Consider the following 20,801-nt stretch of genomic DNA (forward strand, 5'->3'; position numbering starts at 1 on the left):
GGCTTGGAGCCCTTGTGTATCAAGGGTTCTTTTTTTGTTTTAAAAAAAACTGAATAGAAGCCTATTCATATCCTAAAGCTCTCCTTTTCTTGCCCGGATTATTAAATAAGACTAAAATAAAATTATACTATTTGGCTTTTATTATCTGGGGTATGATTATGAAAAGATTGAATTTATTTATATTTTTAATGTTTTGTTCCTTTGGGTTATTCTTGGTATCAACTCAGCAACAAGCTAATGCGGCTGCGGTAGATAAGCAGACGCAAACACAACTTCATGATTATTTAAAATCGCACCATATTAATGGTGTAATATTGGTTAATGGTAAGGGAAGCCAAGCGGTTACCATTGCAAACAATGAAACTACTAATAAGAAGCAGATTGTTAAGGCCAACCGACTATTTCCAACTGCTTCACTTCAGAAAATTGTGACCGGGACGGCAATTTATCAACTAACACAGAAAAAGCAATTGGGATGGGACACGTCCCTAAACACTTATTTTCCGCAGATTGATGGAAGCGAAGATATCACGATTCGTGAATTAATGAACCATACCAGTGGCCTCGTTAACAATGATCGCCCGGCAGTTCCTTTAAAAGGGCAAAAACAGCAAATTACTTATATGCTTGGACACATGAGAAACGATCACGTTCATACCTGGGATTACCAGGACGTTGATTATGAACTATTAGCTGCGATTATCAGTAAGCAATCTCATTCTAGTTATAATGCTTATATTCATAGAAACTTTGCTAAGCCGCTTCACCTACACCAAATTAAGGATTTCTCTGAAGTTGCCAAAAAGGAAGTTCCGCAACCAATGGATCCCGCTATTGATTGGCATCAGGTAACTGTTACGACCTCTTCAGATTTTGGGGCAGGGAACCTTTTTATCTCACCAAATAATTACTGGAAATTTATTTACAATTATGTTTTAAAGGATCCAAAGATGATCACCGAATTCTATCAAGAATCGCAAAAACAGGAAGTTGCTTATTTTGGCGGGGTATATTTTGATGGTGACATTATCCGTGCTAACGGTAGTATTCCAGGTTACAATGCTTGCGTTATCGCTAATTACAAGACCAAGAAAATGATAATGTTTTTCTCTAACAACATCGATTATCTGACCTTAAAGACTGTATCAGATGACTTAATGCATAACTATATGGGAGCATAATATTTTAGTAAGAAATAATGTAAAATAGACAAGAAGAATATGATCGACTGAGGAGGAATATCGTGGTGGAGTATGAAGAACTAATTAATAGGATCCATGATTGGGCGCACCAACGAAAGATTGATCAGGCGGATCCACGGGTTGAATTTATGAAGATGGCTGAGGAACTTGGGGAATTATCTGCTGCCTATAATAAACAAAATCACGAGCGCTTGGTTGATAGTATTGGTGATCTTCAAATTGCTTTATTAATTTTTAGCCAGCTAGTTGGCGTTGACCATAAGAAAGCATTAACAGCTGCTTATCGGGAAATTGCGGATCGTCAGGGTGAAACTACTTCTGCCGGTGTTTTCATTAAGCAAAGCGATCTTGAAAAGAAAAATTAGGAGGAAGTTATTTATGAAGTTAATTTCATGGAATATTGATTCAATTAACGCGGCTTTAACCGGGACATCAACAAGGGCTGAAGAAACGAGAAGCGTTCTCCATAAGATCGCAGGTAAGCATCCGGATGTAATTGCAATTCAAGAAACTAAATTATCTAAAAATGGGCCAACAAAAAAGCATCTTGCGGTTTTGCAGGAATTGTTTCCTGACTACCAGGTTGCCTGGCGAAGTTCGGTAGAGCCTGCACGAAAGGGGTATGCTGGAACAATGTACCTCTACCTAAAGGAATATGAACCAACAGTTACTTATCCCCAAATTGGTGCGCCAGAAACCATGGATGATGAGGGACGAATCATTACCCTTGAGTTCCCCGACTTTTTCGTTACCGAAGTTTATACACCCAATTCCGGGAGCGGGTTGAAGCGGTTAGCTGATCGCCAAGTTTGGGACGATTGCTATCGTGAATATTTACAGAAGCTCGATCAGCAAAAGCCAGTGATCGCGAGTGGTGATTTTAATGTAGCTCACGAGTCAATTGATCTAGCTCATCCAGAAAATAACCACCATTCTGCCGGCTTTACAGATGAGGAGCGGGAACACTTTACTAAATTGCTTGCGGCTGGATTTACCGATAGTTTCCGTCACCTTAATCCAGAAAAAACAGGTGCCTATTCTTGGTGGGCACAACGGGTAATCACTAGTAAGCAAAACAATTCCGGCTGGAGAATTGATTACTGGCTCGTTAGTGATCGGCTTGCCGATAAGATTAAGAATTCAACGATGATTGATTCTGGTGAACGGCGTGACCATACACCGATTGAATTAGATATTGATCTCTAAAGTCATGATTAATAAAAAATTAATAACTTGGTCACAATTTAGTAAATATTGCTAGTTAGAATGTTAGTCATTGAGAAAGAAGGTGGCCAAGATCAGGATCTTTCGTCTTTTTAAACGATTGGTCGTTTTGACGCTAATTATCGGTGGCGGCTGGCTTTACTTTAACAATTCACGAATCCAAGCGGCATCAACCGCAATGATTTGGAACTTTCGGCAACGAATTGTCAATCTGATTGGTCATGGGGATGATTCGACTACCCAGAACCTTAACCTGAGTGATTCGGATTCTCAAAAGAACCAGCAAACGGGTCAGCAACAAACAGATTCAACAACGATTCCCACTAATGGACGCTGGGCAAGCAATAACGCAACAATTTATGTTAATACTGGCAATCAAACCCTTGATTCAGCAGCCCAATCGGCAATCCAACAGTGGAATCAAACTGGAGCATTTACATTTCGTCAAGTTAATAACCGTCAACAAGCAGAAATTGTTGTGAGTGCAATGAATAACGATAGTACTAATGCAGCTGGTCTGACTAAAACTTCATCGAATTCAATTAATAACCACTTTGTTCACGCCAATGTTTATTTAAACCAACGATACCTTCTTGATCCTGACTACGGTTATGATCAACAACGAATAGTCAATACAGCAGAGCATGAACTCGGTCACGCAATCGGCCTCGATCACACAAATCATGTTTCCGTAATGCAGCCTGCTGGTTCTTTCTATACTATTCAGCCAGCCGATGTTCAAGCGGTTAAGAAATTGTATGCAACAAAATAAAAACAACACAGTACATAAATAATGGGTTCCAGTGCTCGGCAAGACCGAACTCTGGAACCCTTATTTGTACTTTCAAAAGCATTCTAATCCAATTTGACTTTCCGTGCCTTCAATGCCCACAAGATTGAAACTGTATCAATTACTTCTTGGAACATTGCCCCTACAAAGGCAGGAAGAATCCCGGTGCAGGCAACTAACATTAAAATTATGCAGATTGCAATTCCGATTAAGACTGCTTGTTTGGCGATCTTGATTGTGTCTTTAGCAATTTCAACAATTTTGGCAATCCGTGAAAGGTCATCGCGAATAATCACCACTGAGGCAGACTCACTAGCAGCCGTAGCACCATGAGCACCCATGGCAATTCCAACGTCGGCAGTCACGAACGATGGGGCATCATTAACCCCATCCCCAACCATAAAGACCGGATGCTGATCTAACGGAATTGCTTTCAGCGCCGCAATCTTTCCTTGTGGCAGTAGGTTTGTTTTAACGTCTGTAATGCCAACTTGTTTAGCGACTTCCTTTGCAAAAGCAGCCTGATCACCAGTTAGCATCATCAGGTTAGTAACTCCCATTTTGCGGAGTGCATTCATTGTCTGCCGTGCTTCTGGACGGATATGATCAACGAATGTTACTGCTCCAGCATATTGACCATTAATTTCAATGTAAACCGCGGTCGAAGAGAGAATGGCTTGTTTCCCGTCAGGATCGACGAATGATAATTTACCAATCTTCATTTGATAGCCGTCAACTGTAGCCGTGATTCCCTTACCGGTAACTTCTTGGAGATCTTGAACCGGACTAAGGGAAACTGCCTGTTTTTTGGCATAGTCAACTAGTGACCGGGCAAGAATATGGGAGGACTCGCTTTCAGCACTCGCTACCAGTTGTAAGAGCTGGTCATGAGAAAAGTTGCTATCGGAAGCAGGGATGATCTCCCCAACGGCTAGTTGCCCATTGGTAATTGTCCCGGTTTTATCAAAAGCCCCGGTTTTGGCATTAGCGAGCTTTTCTAAGACGGTCCCGGTTTTAACCACAATCCCGTTTCGGGAGGCCCTGCTCATCCCCGAAACCATGGCAATTGGTGCAGCTAAAATTAATGGGCACGGCGAAGCAACTACAAGAACCTCTGCGATCCGCACTGGGTTTCCAGACCACCACCAAGCGGCCAGGGCGATCACGATTGCAACAATAGTAAATGGCACTGCGTAACGATCTGCCAACCTGACAAAGCGGGCGGGAGATTCTTCTGCAGTCTTAACTAACTTAACCAGCTGTTGATACTGACTATCCTTAGCAAGTTTAGTTACCTTGATTGTGATTGAGTTAGCACCGTTAATTGCTCCTGACATCACTTCATCACCAGGAATTTTACTTACTGGTCGTGACTCACCTGTAAGGGATGATTCATCTAACTCACTTTGACCAGTGATTACTTTTCCGCGTCTAGCGGAACAATTTCTCCCGGCTTAACGATTACCTCAGCGCCAACCTGAACATCCTTTACCGCAAGATCATTGGTTGTCCCATCAGTCACGACATGAGCAATTTGAGGAGTATTATCCAGCAACGATTTCAGTTCAGTGTTAGCTTTCCTGGCCGCATAGTCTTCAAGGGCATCTCCACCCGTTAGCATTACCAGGATTACCATGGCGGCCCAATATTCACCCACGGCTAGGGTGGCAACCACAGCTAAAATTGCGAGGAGGTCAACACCGTAATCACCGGTACGAATTGACTTGACCATCCCGATAAACATTGAAAGAGCAACGATTGCCCCAACCACCGTTACTAATATTTGTGCAAAAAGCGGGTAACCACACGCATACTGTAAAATAACAGCAACAGCAGCAATGATGATGATTAACCAGAGCTTTTGCTTATTTGATAATTTTTTCACCATTATTCCTCCCATAATCTTCTTATTCTTATTATACGTTAAGTTAGGGAGACTGTTCTTTTAATTATTCCTTCCTGCGTAATTAATTTAAAAATTCATTTGACATTTGCTATCAATCAGAGTACATTATTAGCAACAATCAATGTCCTTTAATTTAGTCCCGTGAGGCTAGAAAGACGACTTTTTCAAAGTAATATTAACTAACTTTAAAAAATTTCGTTAACACCAGGCCTCCATTACGCCTGGTGTTTTTCTTTAGGACAAATTTTTAGATAAAGGAAGTTAATTCAATTATGACTGAATTACCATTAGTTAAGCTCCCCCACTTTGTAACTGTTGAAGATTTATCTTCTGAACAAGTGTTGTCATTGATTCACCGTGCTGAATTTTACAAAGATGGTGGTGAAACGCCAAAGCTAACTAAACCAGTTTACGTTACCAACGCCTTCTTTGAAAACTCAACTCGGACCCACACAAGTTTTGAAGTTGCAGAAAAGCGCCTTGGTTTAACTGATATTTTCTTTGACCCTCAACACAGTTCAGTCAAAAAGGGCGAAACCATGTATGACACCATGTTAGTAATGGATGCCCTCGGTGTTGACCTAGCAGTCATTCGTCACTCAACCAATGCTTATTATGAACCATTGATTCACCCCAAAGCAGGTTCTCATTTGAACATGGGAATTGTTAACGCTGGTGATGGTTCAGGTCAGCACCCTTCACAAAGTATGCTTGATATGATGACCATTCATGAACATTTTGGTCATTTTGATGGCTTAAAGGTTGGCATTATCGGTGACATTACTAATTCACGGGTTGCAGGAAGTAACATGGAAATCTTGAACCGCCTTGGTGCGTCTGTTTACTTCTCTGGTCCAGACTACTGGTACGACCATGCATATGATAAGTACGGTAAGTTTATGCCACTTGATGACTTGGTTGGTGAAATGGACGTCCTGATGCTTCTCCGGGTTCAACACGAACGTCATGCCGGGGATGCTAACGAAGCAAAATTCTCTGCTAAATCCTACCATGAAAAGTACGGAATTAATGAAGCCCGTTACAACCGGATGAAAAAGAATGCAATCATCATGCACCCAGGTCCGATCAACCACGATGTTGAATTAGCGGGTAGTTTGGTTGAAGCACCTAACTGCAAGTTCTATGAACAAATGCAAAATGGTGTCTTCATGCGAATGGCAATGTTAGAAGCAGTTCTTCGCGGTCGCAAGTTAGGTGGCTTAGACTAATGAGAATGCTAATTAAGGGTGGCCGCTGTTTTGTTGACGGTCGGCTAATAGATACGGATGTCCTGATTAAGGATGGTAAGATCCAGGCACTTGGCAAGAATTTAGTTGCTGAAGATAGTGTTGACAAGCTAATTGATGCTAGCGGAAAATTAGTTGCTCCTGGCTTAGTTGATGTTCACGTTCACTTCCGGGATCCGGGCCTTACCTATAAGGAAACGGTAGAAACTGGAAGTAAGGCCGCTGCCCATGGTGGTTTTACTACTGTTGGTGCAATGCCAAATGTTGATCCGGTTCCAGATACCCCTGAAAAGATGCGGCAAATGATTAAGCATAATCAGCAGACTGGGGTTGTTCACGTGGCTCAATACTCAAGCGTCACGGTTAACCGCCAGGGTGATCAGCCGGTTGATTTTCAAGCGATGAAGGATGCGGGAGCCTTTGCTTTCAGTAATGACGGTAGCGGAATTCAGACTGCTGGAACCATGTATCGGGCAATGGAAGGTGCCGCTAAGGTTGGCCTGCCATTAGCAGCTCACGTTGAAGATAATTCACTTCTTTTTGGTGGCGTAATGACTGCCGGAAAGCGGGCTGAGGAATTAGGATTACCTGGGGCACCGAGTGTTTCCGAATCAGCTCAGGTAGCGCGTGACCTTGTCCTTGCAAAGGCAACCGGAGTTCATTATCATATTTGCCATGTGTCAACGAAGGAAAGTGTTGAACTTGTTCGTTTGGCAAAGAAAGAGGGGGTTAACGTTACTTGTGAAGTGACACCCCACCACCTCTTGCTTGCTGACAAAGACATTCCAGCAAATAACTCATACTTTAAGATGAATCCGCCATTACGGCATGAAGAGGATCGCCAAGCCGTTATTGAAGGATTGCTTGACGGGACAATTGATATGATTGCGACCGACCATGCTCCTCATTCGCGAAAGGAAAAGCCACAAGATGACATGCGCGGGGCAGCTAACGGAATTACCGGTAGTGAAACCGCATTTGAGATGCTTTACACTAAGTTTGTTCGTCCGGGAATCTTTAGTTTAGCTCAATTATTAAACTGGCTGAGTGCGGTTCCGGCAGAAGAATTCGGCTTAGACCAGGCTGGACACCTTGAACCAGGCAAGCCAGCTGATATTGCAATTTTCGATTTGAATACAGAGCGGAAAATCACCGAAGATTCTTACCTTTCCAAGGGCGTTAACAGCCCATTCACTGGTCAACGAGTTTATGGAACCACTGATTTAACCCTAGTTGATGGAAAGGTTGCTTATTCACGAAATGGGGAGGAAGAATAATGACTGATGTTCGTCTTGCCGTAAATTTGCCTGGCCTAAAAATGAAGAACCCCGTAATGCCAGCGTCCGGAACATTTGGCTTTGGCGATGTTCCTCAAGCACGGAAGTATGATCTTAACCGACTGGGCGCAATCGTAATCAAAACTACGACTCTCCAAGCGCGGACGGGAAATCCTCAGCCACAAATTGCTGTATTGAACGATGGAGTGTTAAACTCAGTCGGCTTAACTAATCCTGGGGTAAATGTGGTTGCAGGAGAAAAGATTCCTCATCTTAAGCACCAATATCCTGACCTTCCTTTAGTAGCAAGTATTGGTGGCGCAAGTGTTGAGGATTATGTAATGGTTACTGAACGCTTAGCCGCAACTGGATTAGTTGATGCATTAGAGCTGAATATTTCATGTCCCAACGTTAAACATGGCGGGATGGCATTTGGAACTGATCCGCAGGTCGCTGAAAAGTTAACCAAAGCAGTTAAGGCTGCTAGTGGCGATGTCCCGGTTTATGTTAAACTAACTCCTAACGTTACCGATATTGTGGAAATTGCGCAGGCAGTTGAAGCAGGGGGCGCTGATGGCTTAAGCATGATTAATACTTTACTGGGGATGAAGATTAATCTAAAAACCCGGAAGCCGGTTCTGGGAAATATCATGGGTGGTCTTTCAGGAACCGCAATTAAACCACTAGCTATTCGGATGATTTATCAGGTTTCCCACGCAGTAAACATTCCGATCATCGGTGAAGGGGGAATTTCCTCTGCAGAAGACGTTATTGAATTTTTCTTAGCCGGTGCTTCAGCTGTTCAGGTTGGTTCTGCACACTTCCATGATGCTTTAGCAATGCCACACATTATTGAGCAATTACCGCAAGCAATGGCCCGGGTTGGAATTGGCTCACTTGCAGAATTAAGAATGTAAATTGTGGCTTTGAACATGTTTATAGACATAAAATCACCTTTAACTGATCCAGAAGTATAGTTAAAGGTGATTTTATTATTTATTAATGTTTAATTGGCACCATTAGTGAAATCAACAACCATTCGACCAATAATTTTACCGTTCTTCATTTCGTCAACAATATCGTTGATTTCGGATAATTTCCGTGTGTGAACAATTGGGTTAATAGCTCCTTCAGCTGTCAATTCAAAGGCTTCAGCTAAGTCTTGCCGGGTACCAACTAATGAGCTGACAATTTCAATCCCATCAAGAACTGTTTTAGCAATTGGGACGTCAATGTTTCCTTTTGGCAGTGAAATTGCAACAACCTTCCCGGCGGCACGAACAGAAGCAAGTGCCTGATCGTAACAAATTGCTGCAGTAGCAGTAACAACTGCTGCTTGTGCGCCGCCAATCTTATCTTGAATCTCCTTTGCAGGATCAACCTTGGCAGAGTTAATAACCATATCTGCACCAGCCTCTTTAACGGCTTGGAGCTTTTCATCACTAATATCAACGGCAATTACGTGAGCCTTAAAAACATTCTTCGCCCATTGAACGCCCAGATTACCTAAGCCCCCAGCACCATAGATTACTAACCATTGACCAGGGCGAATTTGACTAGTCTTAATTGCTTTGTAGGTGGTTACCCCAGCACAGGTAACGGAAGTAGCTTTAATAGGATCCAAGTTTTCTGGAACTTTAACGGCGTAATTGGCTTTCACAATACAGTATTCAGCCATTGCTCCATCACCGGTGTAACCAGCATTTTCAACGTGACGGCAAAGTGATTCATTACCGGTAATGCAGTATTCACAGTGTCCACAACCAGAGAAGAACCAGGCAACTGATACCCGATCGCCAATTTTGAGGCTGATTACATTTGGTCCAACCTTAACAACTCGGCCAATTCCTTCATGGCCGGTAATTCTGCCAGGGACCTTACCAAAATCACCAGCAGCAACGTGTAAATCAGTATGGCATAGACCACAATATTCGATTTTTACTAATGCTTCACCTGGTTTTAAATCACGAAGAGTAACATCTTTAACATCAAAGTATCCATCACAATTTTTACGAACAACGGCAGCTTTCATTTTGTTAGCATCCCAACTTAGTAAAACAGTTAGTTAATAATTATAATCCGAATCACTATGGTCAATGTAACATCGGAGAGCGCTAAATATGGAAAGAGGCTAAGAAAAAACATTTTTTCTTAGCCTTTAGTAATGTGATTCAAATGTTCGTTTAACTCTTGCAGTTCTTTTCGTAATTCCTGGTTTTCCTTCTCAATTTGATCCAATTTATCTTGAATCTGGTTATTGTCTTCTTGAGAAAAGTAGTCGGTAATTGTACTGGTAATGACCCCGATCAAACCAATCCCGACTAGCATTAATAGGACACCAGCAATTCGGCCGATCGTGGTGGTAGGTGAAATGTCACCATAACCGACAGTTGAAGCTGTAGTAATTGCCCACCAAAGAGCGGTGGAAAAATGAGTACCCTCAGAGATGCTGTACATTGAAGCAGAAATCAAAAGGACTGCGCAGGTTACATAAAGATAGTACAGGAGACCATCCTTTTCGATAAACCGGTTTAACCGTCCAGTTAATCCAATAAGACGAACAATTCGTAAAAAGGTGAAAACCCGACTAACCCGGTTCCACCGGAAGATCCAGGCAAGACCATTCACGGGGATAATTGAGAGCAGGTCAAAGATATTATGCTTGAAGAACTTTTTCTTATCCTTGGCAAGATAAAATCGGGTAAAGTAATCAATTGCAAAGATAACCAGAATCCCATCATTAACCGTCTTGAATGGCTCGTTATTGATATTAAGCTCATGAGCAAAGTCAAATGCAATTAATAGAATCGAAATAACCGCTAAGAGGGCCATGGTAAGAAGATATAAAATGTATACTTGACGTTTCAATTTAGCTTAACTTCCTTATTCTTACATTGAGCGGTCCAAGAGTTGGATGGTGACCTTTTTGAGAAGCTTTTGAGTAGGACTTGTTGGTAATTCATCAATTAATTGTAATGCTTTGTTAGTAAACTTACCAGCCAGCTCGTGTGCTTGTTTAACACCGCCATATTGATTAACCAATCGCTGAACTTCTTGAGTATCTTCAACCGTCATTTCCTGCTTTTTAGCGAGGTACGGGTCAAGTTCTTTATGGTGCTCTTTTAAGACCAGGAGAAGCGGTAGGGAATAAACACCGGTAGCGAGGTCTTCAAGAATCGGCTTGTTTAATTTCTTATTGGTGGTGTAGTCCAACATATCATCTAGAATTTGGAAGGTAATTCCGATATTTTGCCCGATATGTTTAGCAAGGTGAACAGTTCTAGCATCAGCACCGCCAAAGTGTGCTCCTTCTTGGGCAGCCAGACTAAAGAGGGTCGCTGTTTTACCGTTAATATTCCGATAATATTCGAGAAGTGATTGTTGTTGATAACGTTGATTCATTTGTCCAAGTTCACCAGCAAGAATTTTACGCATTGCTTGAGCGTTCGTTGCTAGGTAAGGTGAACTCTCCATGGTTTCAACTAACAGGTCGAAGAAAACAGTAAATAATAAGTCGCCACTATATACCGCTGTGTCTTTTCCAAAAGCTTTTTGAATGCTTGGGGCACCACGTCGTTCAGGGGAGTCATCAATTACATCATCATGAATTAGGGTTGCCATGTGGAGAATTTCCAATGAGGAAGCAATTTTGATTAATTTAGAACTGTTCCAACTATTCTTGCCACCTAGTCGGGCAAAGGTTAGGCAGAAAGCAGGGCGGAGGTATTTACCGCCCTTTGAAGCCATTTGCTTTAGTGCTGCTTGTAAATCAGTATTATTAACGGTTATTCGCTGATTAATCAGGTGATTGACTTCCTCAAGTGCGTTATTAAGCTGTGGGTCACTACGGAAATAATGTTTGTCCATTGAATGATAATTCCTTTGTATTGGTGTACTATCATATTGTAACAATATTTTTAAATGAATGGGAAGTATGAATGTGTCATTAGATGTCTTTTTAGAGTTAGTTGAGATTAAAGCCAAAACTGCTAGTATTCTCCCGATGCTTCTCGGGGTCTGCATGAGTGTTTATTACTATCACTCATTTAACCTTATTAACTCAATTCTCTTTTTTATTGCAATGCTCCTCTTTAATATGGCCGTTGATATGATGGATAATTATAACGATTATAATCATGCGGTTGATACTGAGGATTACAAGAAGAATACCAATATCATTGGTCGGGAAAAGATCTCCCCACGTCTTGTCTTAACCTTGATCCTAATTTTTAGCATTATCGCTGCCGGGATTGGAATTTATCTTGTTACCCGAGTGGGGTTACCCCTGCTTTGGATGGGAATCTTTTGTTTCGCTGTGGGGATCTTGTATTCTTCAGGACCATTTCCGATGAACGGGTTACCGGTCGGTGAATTCTTTTCTGGCTTTACGATGGGTTTCATGATCATGCTGATTTCGGTTTATATCAATAAAACCGGTATCTTTGATTGGAGTTGGAGCAACCTACTTAAAATTTGGTTAGTCGCTTTGCCATGTGAACTATGGATTTCAAACCTGATGCTTGCTAATAATATTTGTGATGCTCAGGAAGATGAGGATAATCATCGTCACACCATTATTCATTTTATCGGTGTTCAACAGGGATTAAATAGTTTTACCACTAAAAACGTGATCGCCTTTTTAGCAATTATTACAGCCGTTATGGCACGCCTAGCCCCTTGGACTATGCTGCTTACCCTGTTAATCATCCCGTTCGTCGTCAAACAAACAAAGCTTCTGTACCACGAACAAGTCAAAAAACGCACCTTCCCCTGTGCCGTTAAAATTCTCCTCGTCGGCTCCCTTGCCCAAGTAATAACATATGGGGTGGGAGTGTTATAGAGTTAGAGTGCGAGCCCGTTAAAACCTTCCGGTGGCTAACGATTTCTCCGACGAACGACGTCTTGTCGTCGGAGTCGGAGGTCGTTAGCTCGAGGAAGGTTAGGGCGAGCAGATCTTAGCTATGTTGCATTGGGGGTGGCGGTCGTGGCGAGCAGATCTAGGCTCTGTAGCAGTAGAACGTTAGGTTGCGCACCTTTCTTTCTATCCCGTTGCCCTAAAACTCAATAAGTGAACAAACGAAGAAAAGGACCAGGAAGAAACAATTTGTTTCTTTCTGGTCCTTAACTATTGCCAGTAATTTCCGAATTTACTGAGTCTAATTCGTAGCTTGTTTATTCTTTAATCCCAAAATGAATTGCTGCAGCACCAAAATTAAGTGATGAATAATTGACGGCCTTAAATCCGGCATCAGCCATCATTCTGGCTAACTGATCAGCGGAAACAAATTGCTGACTTGTCTTCTTGAGGTATTGATAATCTTTGACATGGCCGCCAGCAAGCTTGGCCAAGTAAGGAAATGCCTTAAAGTAAGCTTTCCAGCCAACCCTGATCAGTGAATTTGTCGGCTGTGACATCTCCAGAACACCTAATTGGCCACCAGGTTTCAATACCCGATAAATTTCGCTTAATGCTTTATCCGCATCTGGAACATTCCGCAGACCAAAACCAATCGTAACAATATCAAATGATTCGTCCTCTAACGGCAAGTCCATTGCGTCCCCATTAATCAAGATGAGGTTCGGAATTGTCTTGGCCTTTTGTTCAGCAATTTTTAGCATTGCCGCATTGAAATCAACACCGGTAACGCGTCCTTGTGGTAAGCGATTAGCCAGTGCAATTGCTAGGTCACCGGTTCCACAGCACACATCAAGGGCTTTAATTCCTGGCTTGAATTCTAAACCAGCTAAAAGCTTTTTCCGCCAGAGTTTTTGCGTCCCAAGGCTAATAATATTGTTAAGTTTGTCATAGTTAGGCGCAACTCTGGTAAACATTTCATTAACTTCAGATTCATTTTTAAGGTGATTTGTTTTTGTCATACTGATAACCTTTCTAGTTGGTAGCTGGCTTCTTTGGTTGCACTAATACAATCAAGATAAAATTAATTAACAGTGTTAGTCCTGTAATTGCAAAGACCATTGGGTATGAGGAAAGTCCAGAAATAATCGAGCCGAGAAGGGAACCAAAAACAGCTCCGCCAGCTTGGAACGACTGGTTAATGCTGAAGACCCGTCCAAAGGCTTCTGTTGGCACGTTCAGTGTTAACACAGTCTGGGCGGCAGGCATTAATGCTGCATTGGCTAAACCGAGAAGGAAGCGCCAAAAAGCTAATGACCATGGTGAATGGGTAAAGGTCATTGGAACAAACAGGATAAATGCGGTGATTAAACCAATTCGCAAGACTTTTTCCGGGCCAATTTCGTCCATCGTGTGACCAACTTTTGAAGCAGCAATGAGGGTTCCTAATCCCGGGGTTGCAGCAACGATCCCAGCAACAAAGGCGATGTTACCGTGGTTATGCATTAACTGACGAACATACAGACTAATGATTGGACTAATTGACATCGATGAAGCCATAACGATAAGCGTCGTTAGGAAAGTAACGAAAATCAATTTGCGGTTTGGAATTTCAGCCATAACTTCCTTGATTGGCCGCATCTTTTCCTTCTTAATTGGTTTGAAATGCCGTTCCTTAACTAGGAATGTCGTGCTGAGAAAGACGCAGAACATCAAGAAACCAGTAATGAAGAATGGAACCCGGTAGCCGAATGCTCCCGAGAGGACCCCACCAAGTAGCGGACCAACAAGGTTTCCGGCAATCCCAGCGGTTGAAATTGCCGACATCGCCCAACCGGACTTGCTATGGGGAGTTTCTCCGGCAATTAAGGCCGCCGCATTGTTGATATACCCAGAAAAGCCCCCTTGTAAAAACCGCATTCCAATAATCATCCACGCTGACTGTGAAAGACCAGTGATAAAAATTGTGCACGCCATTACTCCGGAGGCCCGCATACACATTAATTTACGTCCCTTTTGATCGGCCAAACTGCCCCAAAGCGGTGAGACGATTGCCTGGCTGACAAAGGTGGCCCCAAATGCTAATCCTGAGTAGAAATTTAGTTGAAATTTTGAAAAGTTACCAAGCTCATTGATAAATAGTGAAACGAATGGCATAGTCATTGAGAATCCCATCCCGGTTATAAAACAGCCAATCCATAATGAATAGAATGTTTTACGCCACAGGGGAGATAGCTCAGAATCCATATAAATATTTGCTCCTTTTTTAGTCGTAGTAACTATGAGTATAACAAGTTCACGGTAAAGAAGCTAATTCTGGTTAGCGCTTTTGATTCTTAAATAATGGTAGAAACTAAGGATCATGAGAACAACCATGATAACGGTTGCCCACATTCCGTAGCGGATCCCGGTTACTAATGAAGCCGGTGTATTAGCAATAACTACGCAGAGGGTAACTGAAACAGCACCGAAGACTTGACGCAGAGTGTTGTTTAGCGCAGTACCGTGACTATTTTCTTCTTGGTTCAGGTCAGAAAATGCTTCTGACAGTGCCGGACTAAAGACAAAGGCGTTCCCAATCATCCGGAGCATGTAGGTTAAGGTAAGGAAGACAATGGACGAATGGCGGTTAACGAGAACCAACGGAACCGAAGCAACCAGCATAATGACTGCCCCGATCGTAATCAGCCATTTCGGACCGTATTGATCATAGAGCCGGCCGACAATTGATGCGGTAATGGCATTAGCGATTGCTCCTGGAAGCAGAATTAATCCAGAAAGGAAACTTCCCATTCCAATAATTTTTTCCGTATAGATTGGAATTAACTGTTCAGTTCCTAACAGGACCATGAAAGTAAATACACCAACAATCGTCATCCAGCGGAACGATGGGTAAGCAAAAATTTGGACTTTAAGCATCGGATTCTTTAGGTGAAGCTGCCGTTTGACAAAGCCGCCAATAACAATGAAACCGCTGATTAACATTATTAAGCCGTACCAAAGATTGATCTGGAAAACTGTTAAACTCCCGAGGGCTAATCCAGAACCAACTAACGAGATGATGACGGAGATGTAATCGATCTTGATCGGTCGTGGAGTGGAGAAGTTAGGTAGCTTTAAGTAGCCGATAATAAAGGCCAGAATCATTAGTGGCAGGACGAGAATGAATAGCCAGCGCCACGAAAGAAATTCGAGGATTAATCCCGAAATTGTAGGACCGAGGGCCGGAGCGGCAGAAATGACGAGACTTGAAAGACCAAGGACCGATCCGCGCTTTTCGATTGGATAAATTGAAATCATTGTCGTCATTTGAAAGGTCATTAGCATTCCACTAGCACATGCCTGGATCAACCGGGCAATTAAAAGACTTGCAAAATTATTGGCAAAACAGCCCACTAGTGTCCCGACAAGAAAGGTCCCGATAATTCCAATAAAGACGTGCCGGTTAGTGAACTTTTCGTACATGTTTGATGAAAGCGGGGTCACAATCCCGATAATCAGGGTATACCCGGTTGTTAACCATTGAACGGCATTCAATGAAACGTGAAGATCTTCCTGAATAACGGGAAGCGCTGTTACCATCATTGTTTGACTTGCTAAACTGATAAAACATGAGCCAAGCAGGACGATCGTAATAATTTTCCGGACCCGTGGGCTTACTTCTCCATTTTGATTCACACTATTACTCCTTTGCTTTTTAAGGTTACTAAAATAGTTTACCATGGAGTGTCAAATCAATTGCTGCTTCTTTAACGAATTCTTTGGTACAATTATTGGTGAAGTGTAATTTTAGGAGAAGGAGCAGACTTAATGAAAACGAGGATTGCAGTTTTTTCAGACGTTCATGGAAACCTGAGTGCAATGCGTGCAATGTACCGTGATAGCCGCCAACAGCACGTTGATCAGTATTGGTTTGTGGGCGACTTGTTGATGCCAGGACCAAGTGTTAGCGAAATCTGGCGGTTGCTTAAGATCATTAATCCAAGCGTGATCGTTCGGGGAAACTGGGATGATCTGGTGGTTAATGGTGTCCGGGGAAAGATTGATGTTAAGTATCCGTCTCATATTTACTTTGCTCGGTTAGCCCAATATGTCGGTCAAAGTGCTCCGCGGGGGATGGTTGATGAAATCGCTAGCTGGCCTCTCCATGTTACCAAGAAGGTTGGCCCCCTGAATTTTGGTATTTCCCATAATTTACCATGGTTAAATATGGGACAGGATCTATTTCCAACTCAATCAACTAAGAATTTCGATCAGGTCTTTACCCCAGCTGACCCGCCAATTGACGTTGCAATCTATGCCCATGTCCACCATGAAATTATGCGGTATGCAAGTGACGAGCGAATTGTCATGAATCCTGGAGCTGTTGGCGAGCCATTTAACGGTTGGGATAAATTGCACCGAGACATGCGGGCCCATTACTTGGTAATCGAGGTTGATGATCTCGGGATGGCATCCGTCAACTTCCGTCATGTTGGCTACGATCGAAAGGCAGAGCAGGCGATTGCGGATCAGTCCGCTGTTCCCTATGTTGAGCTATACGATTTGATGATGCATACCGGGAGGGCCTATACGCATGATCCCGAAAAATTAACCCGGCTGAATCAAAAATATGGTTATGCCACTCAGTATTTAGACTACTGCAAACGGCTTGGTCAAAATTAGTCAGACTTTTTTTCTTGTAAGTCTTACAAAAAGTTAGTATAATTATATTTAATGAATTGTTCGCAAATGTTGATTAATGATGTGGGTTCTCATTTTCACTACAATCTGATGAGAGCACGTTACGCTGTTACAGTCGCTTTGAAATATTAGCTAAACTAATCGGAAAAATTTAATACGGGCCTTAACCATTAGTTTGTTAATGTTTCGCTTATTTGTTATTAATAGCTAATTTACAAATAATATGAATACAAAGGAGATCTTTAATTTATGGCAAAGAAGTCAAAGATTGCTAAGTTGAAGCACCAAGAAGCACTGGTAAAGAAGTATGCTGAAAAGCGGAAACAATTAAAGGCACAAGGGGACTACATTGCATTATCCAAGCTGCCACGTAATTCCAGCGCTGTTCGTTTACACAACCGTGACCGTTACGATGGCCGTCCTCACGCTTACATGCGCAAATTTGGCATGTCCCGGTTAACTTTCCGTGAACTCGCCCACAAAGGCCAAATCCCAGGTGTAAGAAAGGCTAGTTGGTAGGCAACAGAGTGCAAGCCCGTTAAAACCTTCCGGTGGCTAACGATTTCTCCGACGAACGACGTCTTGTCGTCGGAGTCGGAGGTCGTTAGCTCGAGGAAGGTTAGGGCGAGCACATTTCTACTCAGTTGCATTAGAAAACCTGAGGTTGCTGGCTCTAGCAAGTTCCTGGCGAGCAGATCTTGGCTATGTTGTATCGGAGTCGGAAGTCGTTAGCTCTAGCAAGTTCCTGGCGAAGGAGTGAACCAAAAAACTTGTTTTCGTCTGTGGACTCTCGCAAGTATGATTAGGCTTCTTACTATCAACTTGTTGATGAAAGAAGTCAATCAGCTACTGCGCCCATTTCTACTCAGTTCCCTAGTATGCATTCCCCTAAACCATTGTTAACATGATCACGATCATGTGCTATACTGGTATGCATAATAGTTAAGTAAATAAGAATTTAATTTAGATAGAGAGTATGACAGTCTTCTTAAATCAGTAATTTTACTGGTTTGAGAGAACTGTTTTTATAAACAACCATTATGACCTTATTCGATTTCGGATAGGGTCATTTTAGTTTAAAAATTATTTGATTTAAAATAATTCTAATTTAGCCTTGATCTTAAATTAAAATTAGTTATACTGAAGGTGTAGTTAAGAATGATTCTAAATTAAGGAGAGGTTATTATGATGAATTTTATTGGTCACGAAATTGATGATTTTAAGGTAAACGCATACCAAGATGGTAAGACCAAGGAAGTTACTAAGAATGATGTCTTGGGTAAGTGGAGTATTTTCTTCTTCTACCCAGCTGACTTCTCATTTGTTTGCCCAACTGAACTTGAAGCTCTCCAAGATAAGTATGATGACTTTAAGAAAGCTGATGCTGATATTTACTCAGTTTCCGAAGATACTGAATTTGTCCACAAGGCATGGGCTGAAGCATCAGAAAAGATTGGCAAGATTAAGTACAACATGTTAGCCGATCCTGCTGGTAAGCTTGCACGGATGTTTGATGTCTTGGATGAAGACGCTGGTCAAGCTTACCGTGGTGTCTTCATTGTTGATCCCGACGGTAAGATCCAATCTTACACAATTAACAACATGGGAATCGGTCGTAGCGCTGATGAAATTCTCCGGACTCTTCAAGCTGCTCAATTCGTTCGTGAACATGGTGATCGTGTCTGCCCTGCAAACTGGAAGCCAGGCCAAGATTCAATTAAGCCAAGCCTTGACCTTGTTGGTAAGCTTTAATTTATAGGAGGAAACACCGATGAGCGAGCATATCTATGATTTGATCATCGTTGGTGCCGGTCCAGCAGGATTGACGGCTGGTCTTTATGCCGGTCGGGCAACCCTTGATACGCTAATCCTTGAAGGAAACAGTGTTGGCGGTCAAGTAACGACCACATCCGTTGTTTATAACTATCCCGGAGTAGCAGAAGTTGACGGTACCGAATTGATGAATAAAATGCAAAAGCAGGTTGCGGACTTCGGTGTTGAAATCAAACACGCTGAAGTTGCCAAGTATGATGATTTAACCGCTGACGTTAAAACCGTAACTGATGCTAATGGACAGCAATATCAGGCACGGAGCATTATCATTTCTGGTGGGGCTAACCCAAAGAAAGTTGGCTTCCCTGGTGAAGAAAAGTTCCGTGGCCGGGGCGTTGCCTACTGTTCGACTTGCGATGGTGAGCTTTTTACCGGCCTACAAATTTTCGTTATTGGTGGTGGCTATGCTGCTGCGGAAGAAGCCGACTACCTGAGCCGTTACGGAAAACACGTTACCGTTTTGGTTCGTGGTGATCACTTTACCTGTCCACCACTGATCGCCTCTCGAGCATTGGATAATCCAAAGGTTAGTGTTAAGTACAATACTGAAGTAGAAAGTGTTTCTGGTGACGATTACTTAACGGAAGCCACTCTGGTTAATAATAAGACCGGTGAAAAGACGGTCTACCACCTTAATGATGGCGACCAAACTTTTGGTGTCTTTATCTATATCGGGACCCAACCAGCAACAAAGAACCTTGAAGGAGTCATTAAGCTTAATCAGCAAGGCTATATTATTACTGATAGTCAACGGCAAACAAACATTCCGGGAGTCTTTGCGGCTGGTGACATTATTGAAAAGTCACTTCGGCAAATAGTAACGGCTACTGCTGACGGTGCCGAAGCCGCGACGGCTGCTGAAAAGTATATTGCTGATCAGAAGCAACGGTTGGGGATTCCAATTCATGCAGAAATCAAACAGCCAACCAAGACAGTTGGACAAACCTCTTCTCTTGACAACGAAGAAGAGGTTGCACCACACGCTGGTAATTGGCTATCAGCAGATATTGATCAACAGTTGAAACCAATCTTTGCTCGCTTGACAAAGACGGTTACTTTACAAGTCCTAACTAATGGGACGCCATTAAGTGACCAGTTGCTTGGCTTTGTAACGGAATTTGCAGGATTGGATGCGGACCACATGAAGGTCGAAAAGCAAGCCGCTCCGCAAAATGTTAAGTACCTCCCACAATTGCGGCTGCTTGATGATACTGGTAATGACACCGGACTTCACTATGCAGGCATTCCAACAGGTCATGAGTTAAATTCACTTGTTTTAGGTATCTATAACGTTGCGGGACCCGGACAGACGATTTCACCAGAAATGGTTGAACGGATTAAAGCTCTTCCCGAAGCAACCATTAAAATTGGTGTCTCACTAACCTGTCACTTCTGTCCTGATGTCGTCGCTGCTTGCCAACGGATGGCTGCATTAAATCCAAAGATTACGGCAACGATGATTGACTTGCAACACTTCCCTGAATTACGGAAAGCGAAGAATATCATGAGTGTCCCTGCAACAATGATTAACGGTGGACCTGTCATTTTCGGCAGTCAGACGATGGATCAGCTTGTTACAGCTGTTGAAAAGACCCGTCCTTAAATTTTTCCAAAATAGTCGTTTCATTTTATATTAGATAATGACTAAACATGTATCAGAACAAAGCTCCACGCATTTTGACTTTAAAATGCTGGAGCTTTTTTTATAAAAAAGATTAAGTCTGCTATAATTGGATTCAGAAAGAAGGATGGACGATTTGAGAGTACACATTACCAACACGCAC

At 42.4% G+C, this 20,801-nt stretch carries 18 protein-coding genes and 1 pseudogene; 12 read left to right on the forward strand and 7 right to left on the reverse strand.

Features of this window, described 5'->3' with window-relative positions; all coding sequences use genetic code 11:
- Positions 1-158 precede the first annotated feature (158 nt).
- The 4 genes from HMPREF0549_RS06275 (at position 159) to HMPREF0549_RS06290 (ending at position 3,198) form a co-directional block, all read left to right on the forward strand.
- Complete coding sequence (locus tag HMPREF0549_RS06275; protein WP_040531455.1) at positions 159-1,181, forward strand: serine hydrolase domain-containing protein; 1,023 nt, start codon at positions 159-161, stop codon at positions 1,179-1,181.
- 65 nt (positions 1,182-1,246) lie between these two features.
- The gene (locus HMPREF0549_RS06280) at positions 1,247-1,567 is read left to right on the forward strand and encodes a MazG-like family protein (protein ID WP_040531457.1); all 321 of its coding nucleotides are present in this window, start codon (positions 1,247-1,249) and stop codon (positions 1,565-1,567) included.
- A gap of 13 nt (positions 1,568-1,580) precedes the next feature.
- Positions 1,581-2,408: an exodeoxyribonuclease III gene (locus HMPREF0549_RS06285; RefSeq protein WP_003717433.1), complete on the forward strand. Its 828-nt coding sequence runs from the start codon at positions 1,581-1,583 to the stop codon at positions 2,406-2,408.
- A gap of 70 nt (positions 2,409-2,478) precedes the next feature.
- Positions 2,479-3,198, forward strand: coding sequence for a matrixin family metalloprotease (locus tag HMPREF0549_RS06290; protein WP_373878837.1), 720 nt, complete (start codon positions 2,479-2,481; stop codon positions 3,196-3,198).
- 83 nt (positions 3,199-3,281) lie between these two features.
- Here HMPREF0549_RS06290 and HMPREF0549_RS06295 read toward each other — a convergent pair.
- Positions 3,282-5,101 (reverse strand): annotated as a pseudogene (locus HMPREF0549_RS06295) (heavy metal translocating P-type ATPase).
- Between the two features lie 293 nt (positions 5,102-5,394).
- Here HMPREF0549_RS06295 and HMPREF0549_RS06300 point away from each other — a divergent pair.
- From HMPREF0549_RS06300 to HMPREF0549_RS06310, 3 genes are read left to right on the forward strand one after another with little or no spacing between them, the layout of a single operon-like run.
- Positions 5,395-6,351 carry an aspartate carbamoyltransferase catalytic subunit gene (locus HMPREF0549_RS06300; RefSeq protein WP_003717437.1) on the forward strand — a complete coding sequence of 319 codons (957 nt, stop codon included), beginning with the start codon at positions 5,395-5,397 and terminating at the stop codon, positions 6,349-6,351.
- Entirely contained in the window at positions 6,351-7,646 is a 1,296-nt protein-coding gene (gene pyrC, locus HMPREF0549_RS06305) for a dihydroorotase (RefSeq protein WP_003717438.1), read from the forward strand. The genes HMPREF0549_RS06300 and pyrC overlap by 1 nt, the downstream gene beginning before the upstream one ends.
- Positions 7,646-8,563 carry a dihydroorotate dehydrogenase gene (locus tag HMPREF0549_RS06310; RefSeq protein ID WP_003717439.1) on the forward strand — a complete coding sequence of 306 codons (918 nt, stop codon included), beginning with the start codon at positions 7,646-7,648 and terminating at the stop codon, positions 8,561-8,563. The genes pyrC and HMPREF0549_RS06310 overlap by 1 nt, the downstream gene beginning before the upstream one ends.
- A gap of 89 nt (positions 8,564-8,652) precedes the next feature.
- On the opposite strand, the gene adhP is transcribed toward HMPREF0549_RS06310, so the two are convergent.
- From adhP to HMPREF0549_RS06325, 3 genes are all read right to left on the reverse strand, one after another.
- On the reverse strand, positions 8,653-9,678 hold the full coding sequence (adhP, locus tag HMPREF0549_RS06315) for an alcohol dehydrogenase AdhP (RefSeq protein ID WP_003717440.1): 1,026 nt from the start codon (positions 9,676-9,678) through the stop codon (positions 8,653-8,655).
- Positions 9,679-9,797: 119 nt separating this feature from the next.
- Complete coding sequence (locus tag HMPREF0549_RS06320; protein WP_040531460.1) at positions 9,798-10,514, reverse strand: ion transporter; 717 nt, start codon at positions 10,512-10,514, stop codon at positions 9,798-9,800.
- Between the two features lie 21 nt (positions 10,515-10,535).
- Positions 10,536-11,513, reverse strand: coding sequence for a polyprenyl synthetase family protein (locus HMPREF0549_RS06325; protein WP_003717442.1), 978 nt, complete (start codon positions 11,511-11,513; stop codon positions 10,536-10,538).
- 73 nt (positions 11,514-11,586) lie between these two features.
- Here HMPREF0549_RS06325 and HMPREF0549_RS06330 point away from each other — a divergent pair, with 73 nt between their 5' ends.
- Positions 11,587-12,486, forward strand: coding sequence for a prenyltransferase (locus tag HMPREF0549_RS06330; RefSeq protein WP_040531462.1), 900 nt, complete (start codon positions 11,587-11,589; stop codon positions 12,484-12,486).
- 332 nt (positions 12,487-12,818) lie between these two features.
- Here HMPREF0549_RS06330 and ubiE read toward each other — a convergent pair whose 3' ends face one another.
- The 3 genes from ubiE to HMPREF0549_RS06345 form a co-directional block, all read right to left on the reverse strand.
- Positions 12,819-13,523, reverse strand: a complete 705-nt coding sequence (gene ubiE, locus HMPREF0549_RS06335; RefSeq protein WP_003717444.1) for a bifunctional demethylmenaquinone methyltransferase/2-methoxy-6-polyprenyl-1,4-benzoquinol methylase UbiE — start codon at positions 13,521-13,523, stop codon at positions 12,819-12,821.
- A 13-nt stretch (positions 13,524-13,536) separates the two neighbouring features.
- The gene (locus HMPREF0549_RS06340) at positions 13,537-14,748 is read right to left on the reverse strand and encodes an MFS transporter (RefSeq protein WP_003717445.1); all 1,212 of its coding nucleotides are present in this window, start codon (positions 14,746-14,748) and stop codon (positions 13,537-13,539) included.
- A 63-nt stretch (positions 14,749-14,811) separates the two neighbouring features.
- Positions 14,812-16,224, reverse strand: coding sequence for an MFS transporter (locus tag HMPREF0549_RS06345; RefSeq protein WP_003717446.1), 1,413 nt, complete (start codon positions 16,222-16,224; stop codon positions 14,812-14,814).
- A gap of 87 nt (positions 16,225-16,311) precedes the next feature.
- Between HMPREF0549_RS06345 and HMPREF0549_RS06350 the strand changes: the two genes are divergently transcribed.
- The 4 genes from HMPREF0549_RS06350 to HMPREF0549_RS06365 all read left to right on the forward strand — a co-directional run bounded on the left by HMPREF0549_RS06350 (position 16,312) and on the right by HMPREF0549_RS06365 (position 20,620).
- Complete coding sequence (locus HMPREF0549_RS06350) at positions 16,312-17,166, forward strand: metallophosphoesterase family protein (protein ID WP_003717447.1); 855 nt, start codon at positions 16,312-16,314, stop codon at positions 17,164-17,166.
- A gap of 267 nt (positions 17,167-17,433) precedes the next feature.
- Complete coding sequence (gene rpsN, locus HMPREF0549_RS06355; RefSeq protein ID WP_003717448.1) at positions 17,434-17,703, forward strand: 30S ribosomal protein S14; 270 nt, start codon at positions 17,434-17,436, stop codon at positions 17,701-17,703.
- A 669-nt stretch (positions 17,704-18,372) separates the two neighbouring features.
- Positions 18,373-18,936, forward strand: a complete 564-nt coding sequence (gene ahpC / locus HMPREF0549_RS06360; protein ID WP_040531529.1) for an alkyl hydroperoxide reductase subunit C — start codon at positions 18,373-18,375, stop codon at positions 18,934-18,936.
- A gap of 19 nt (positions 18,937-18,955) precedes the next feature.
- Positions 18,956-20,620 (forward strand): FAD-dependent oxidoreductase, encoded by a 1,665-nt coding sequence (locus HMPREF0549_RS06365; protein WP_003717450.1) that lies wholly within the window; start codon positions 18,956-18,958, stop codon positions 20,618-20,620.
- Positions 20,621-20,801: the final 181 nt, after the last annotated feature.

The sequence above is a fragment of the Limosilactobacillus vaginalis DSM 5837 = ATCC 49540 genome (genome assembly GCF_000159435.1).
Taxonomy (GTDB): domain Bacteria; phylum Bacillota; class Bacilli; order Lactobacillales; family Lactobacillaceae; genus Limosilactobacillus; species Limosilactobacillus vaginalis.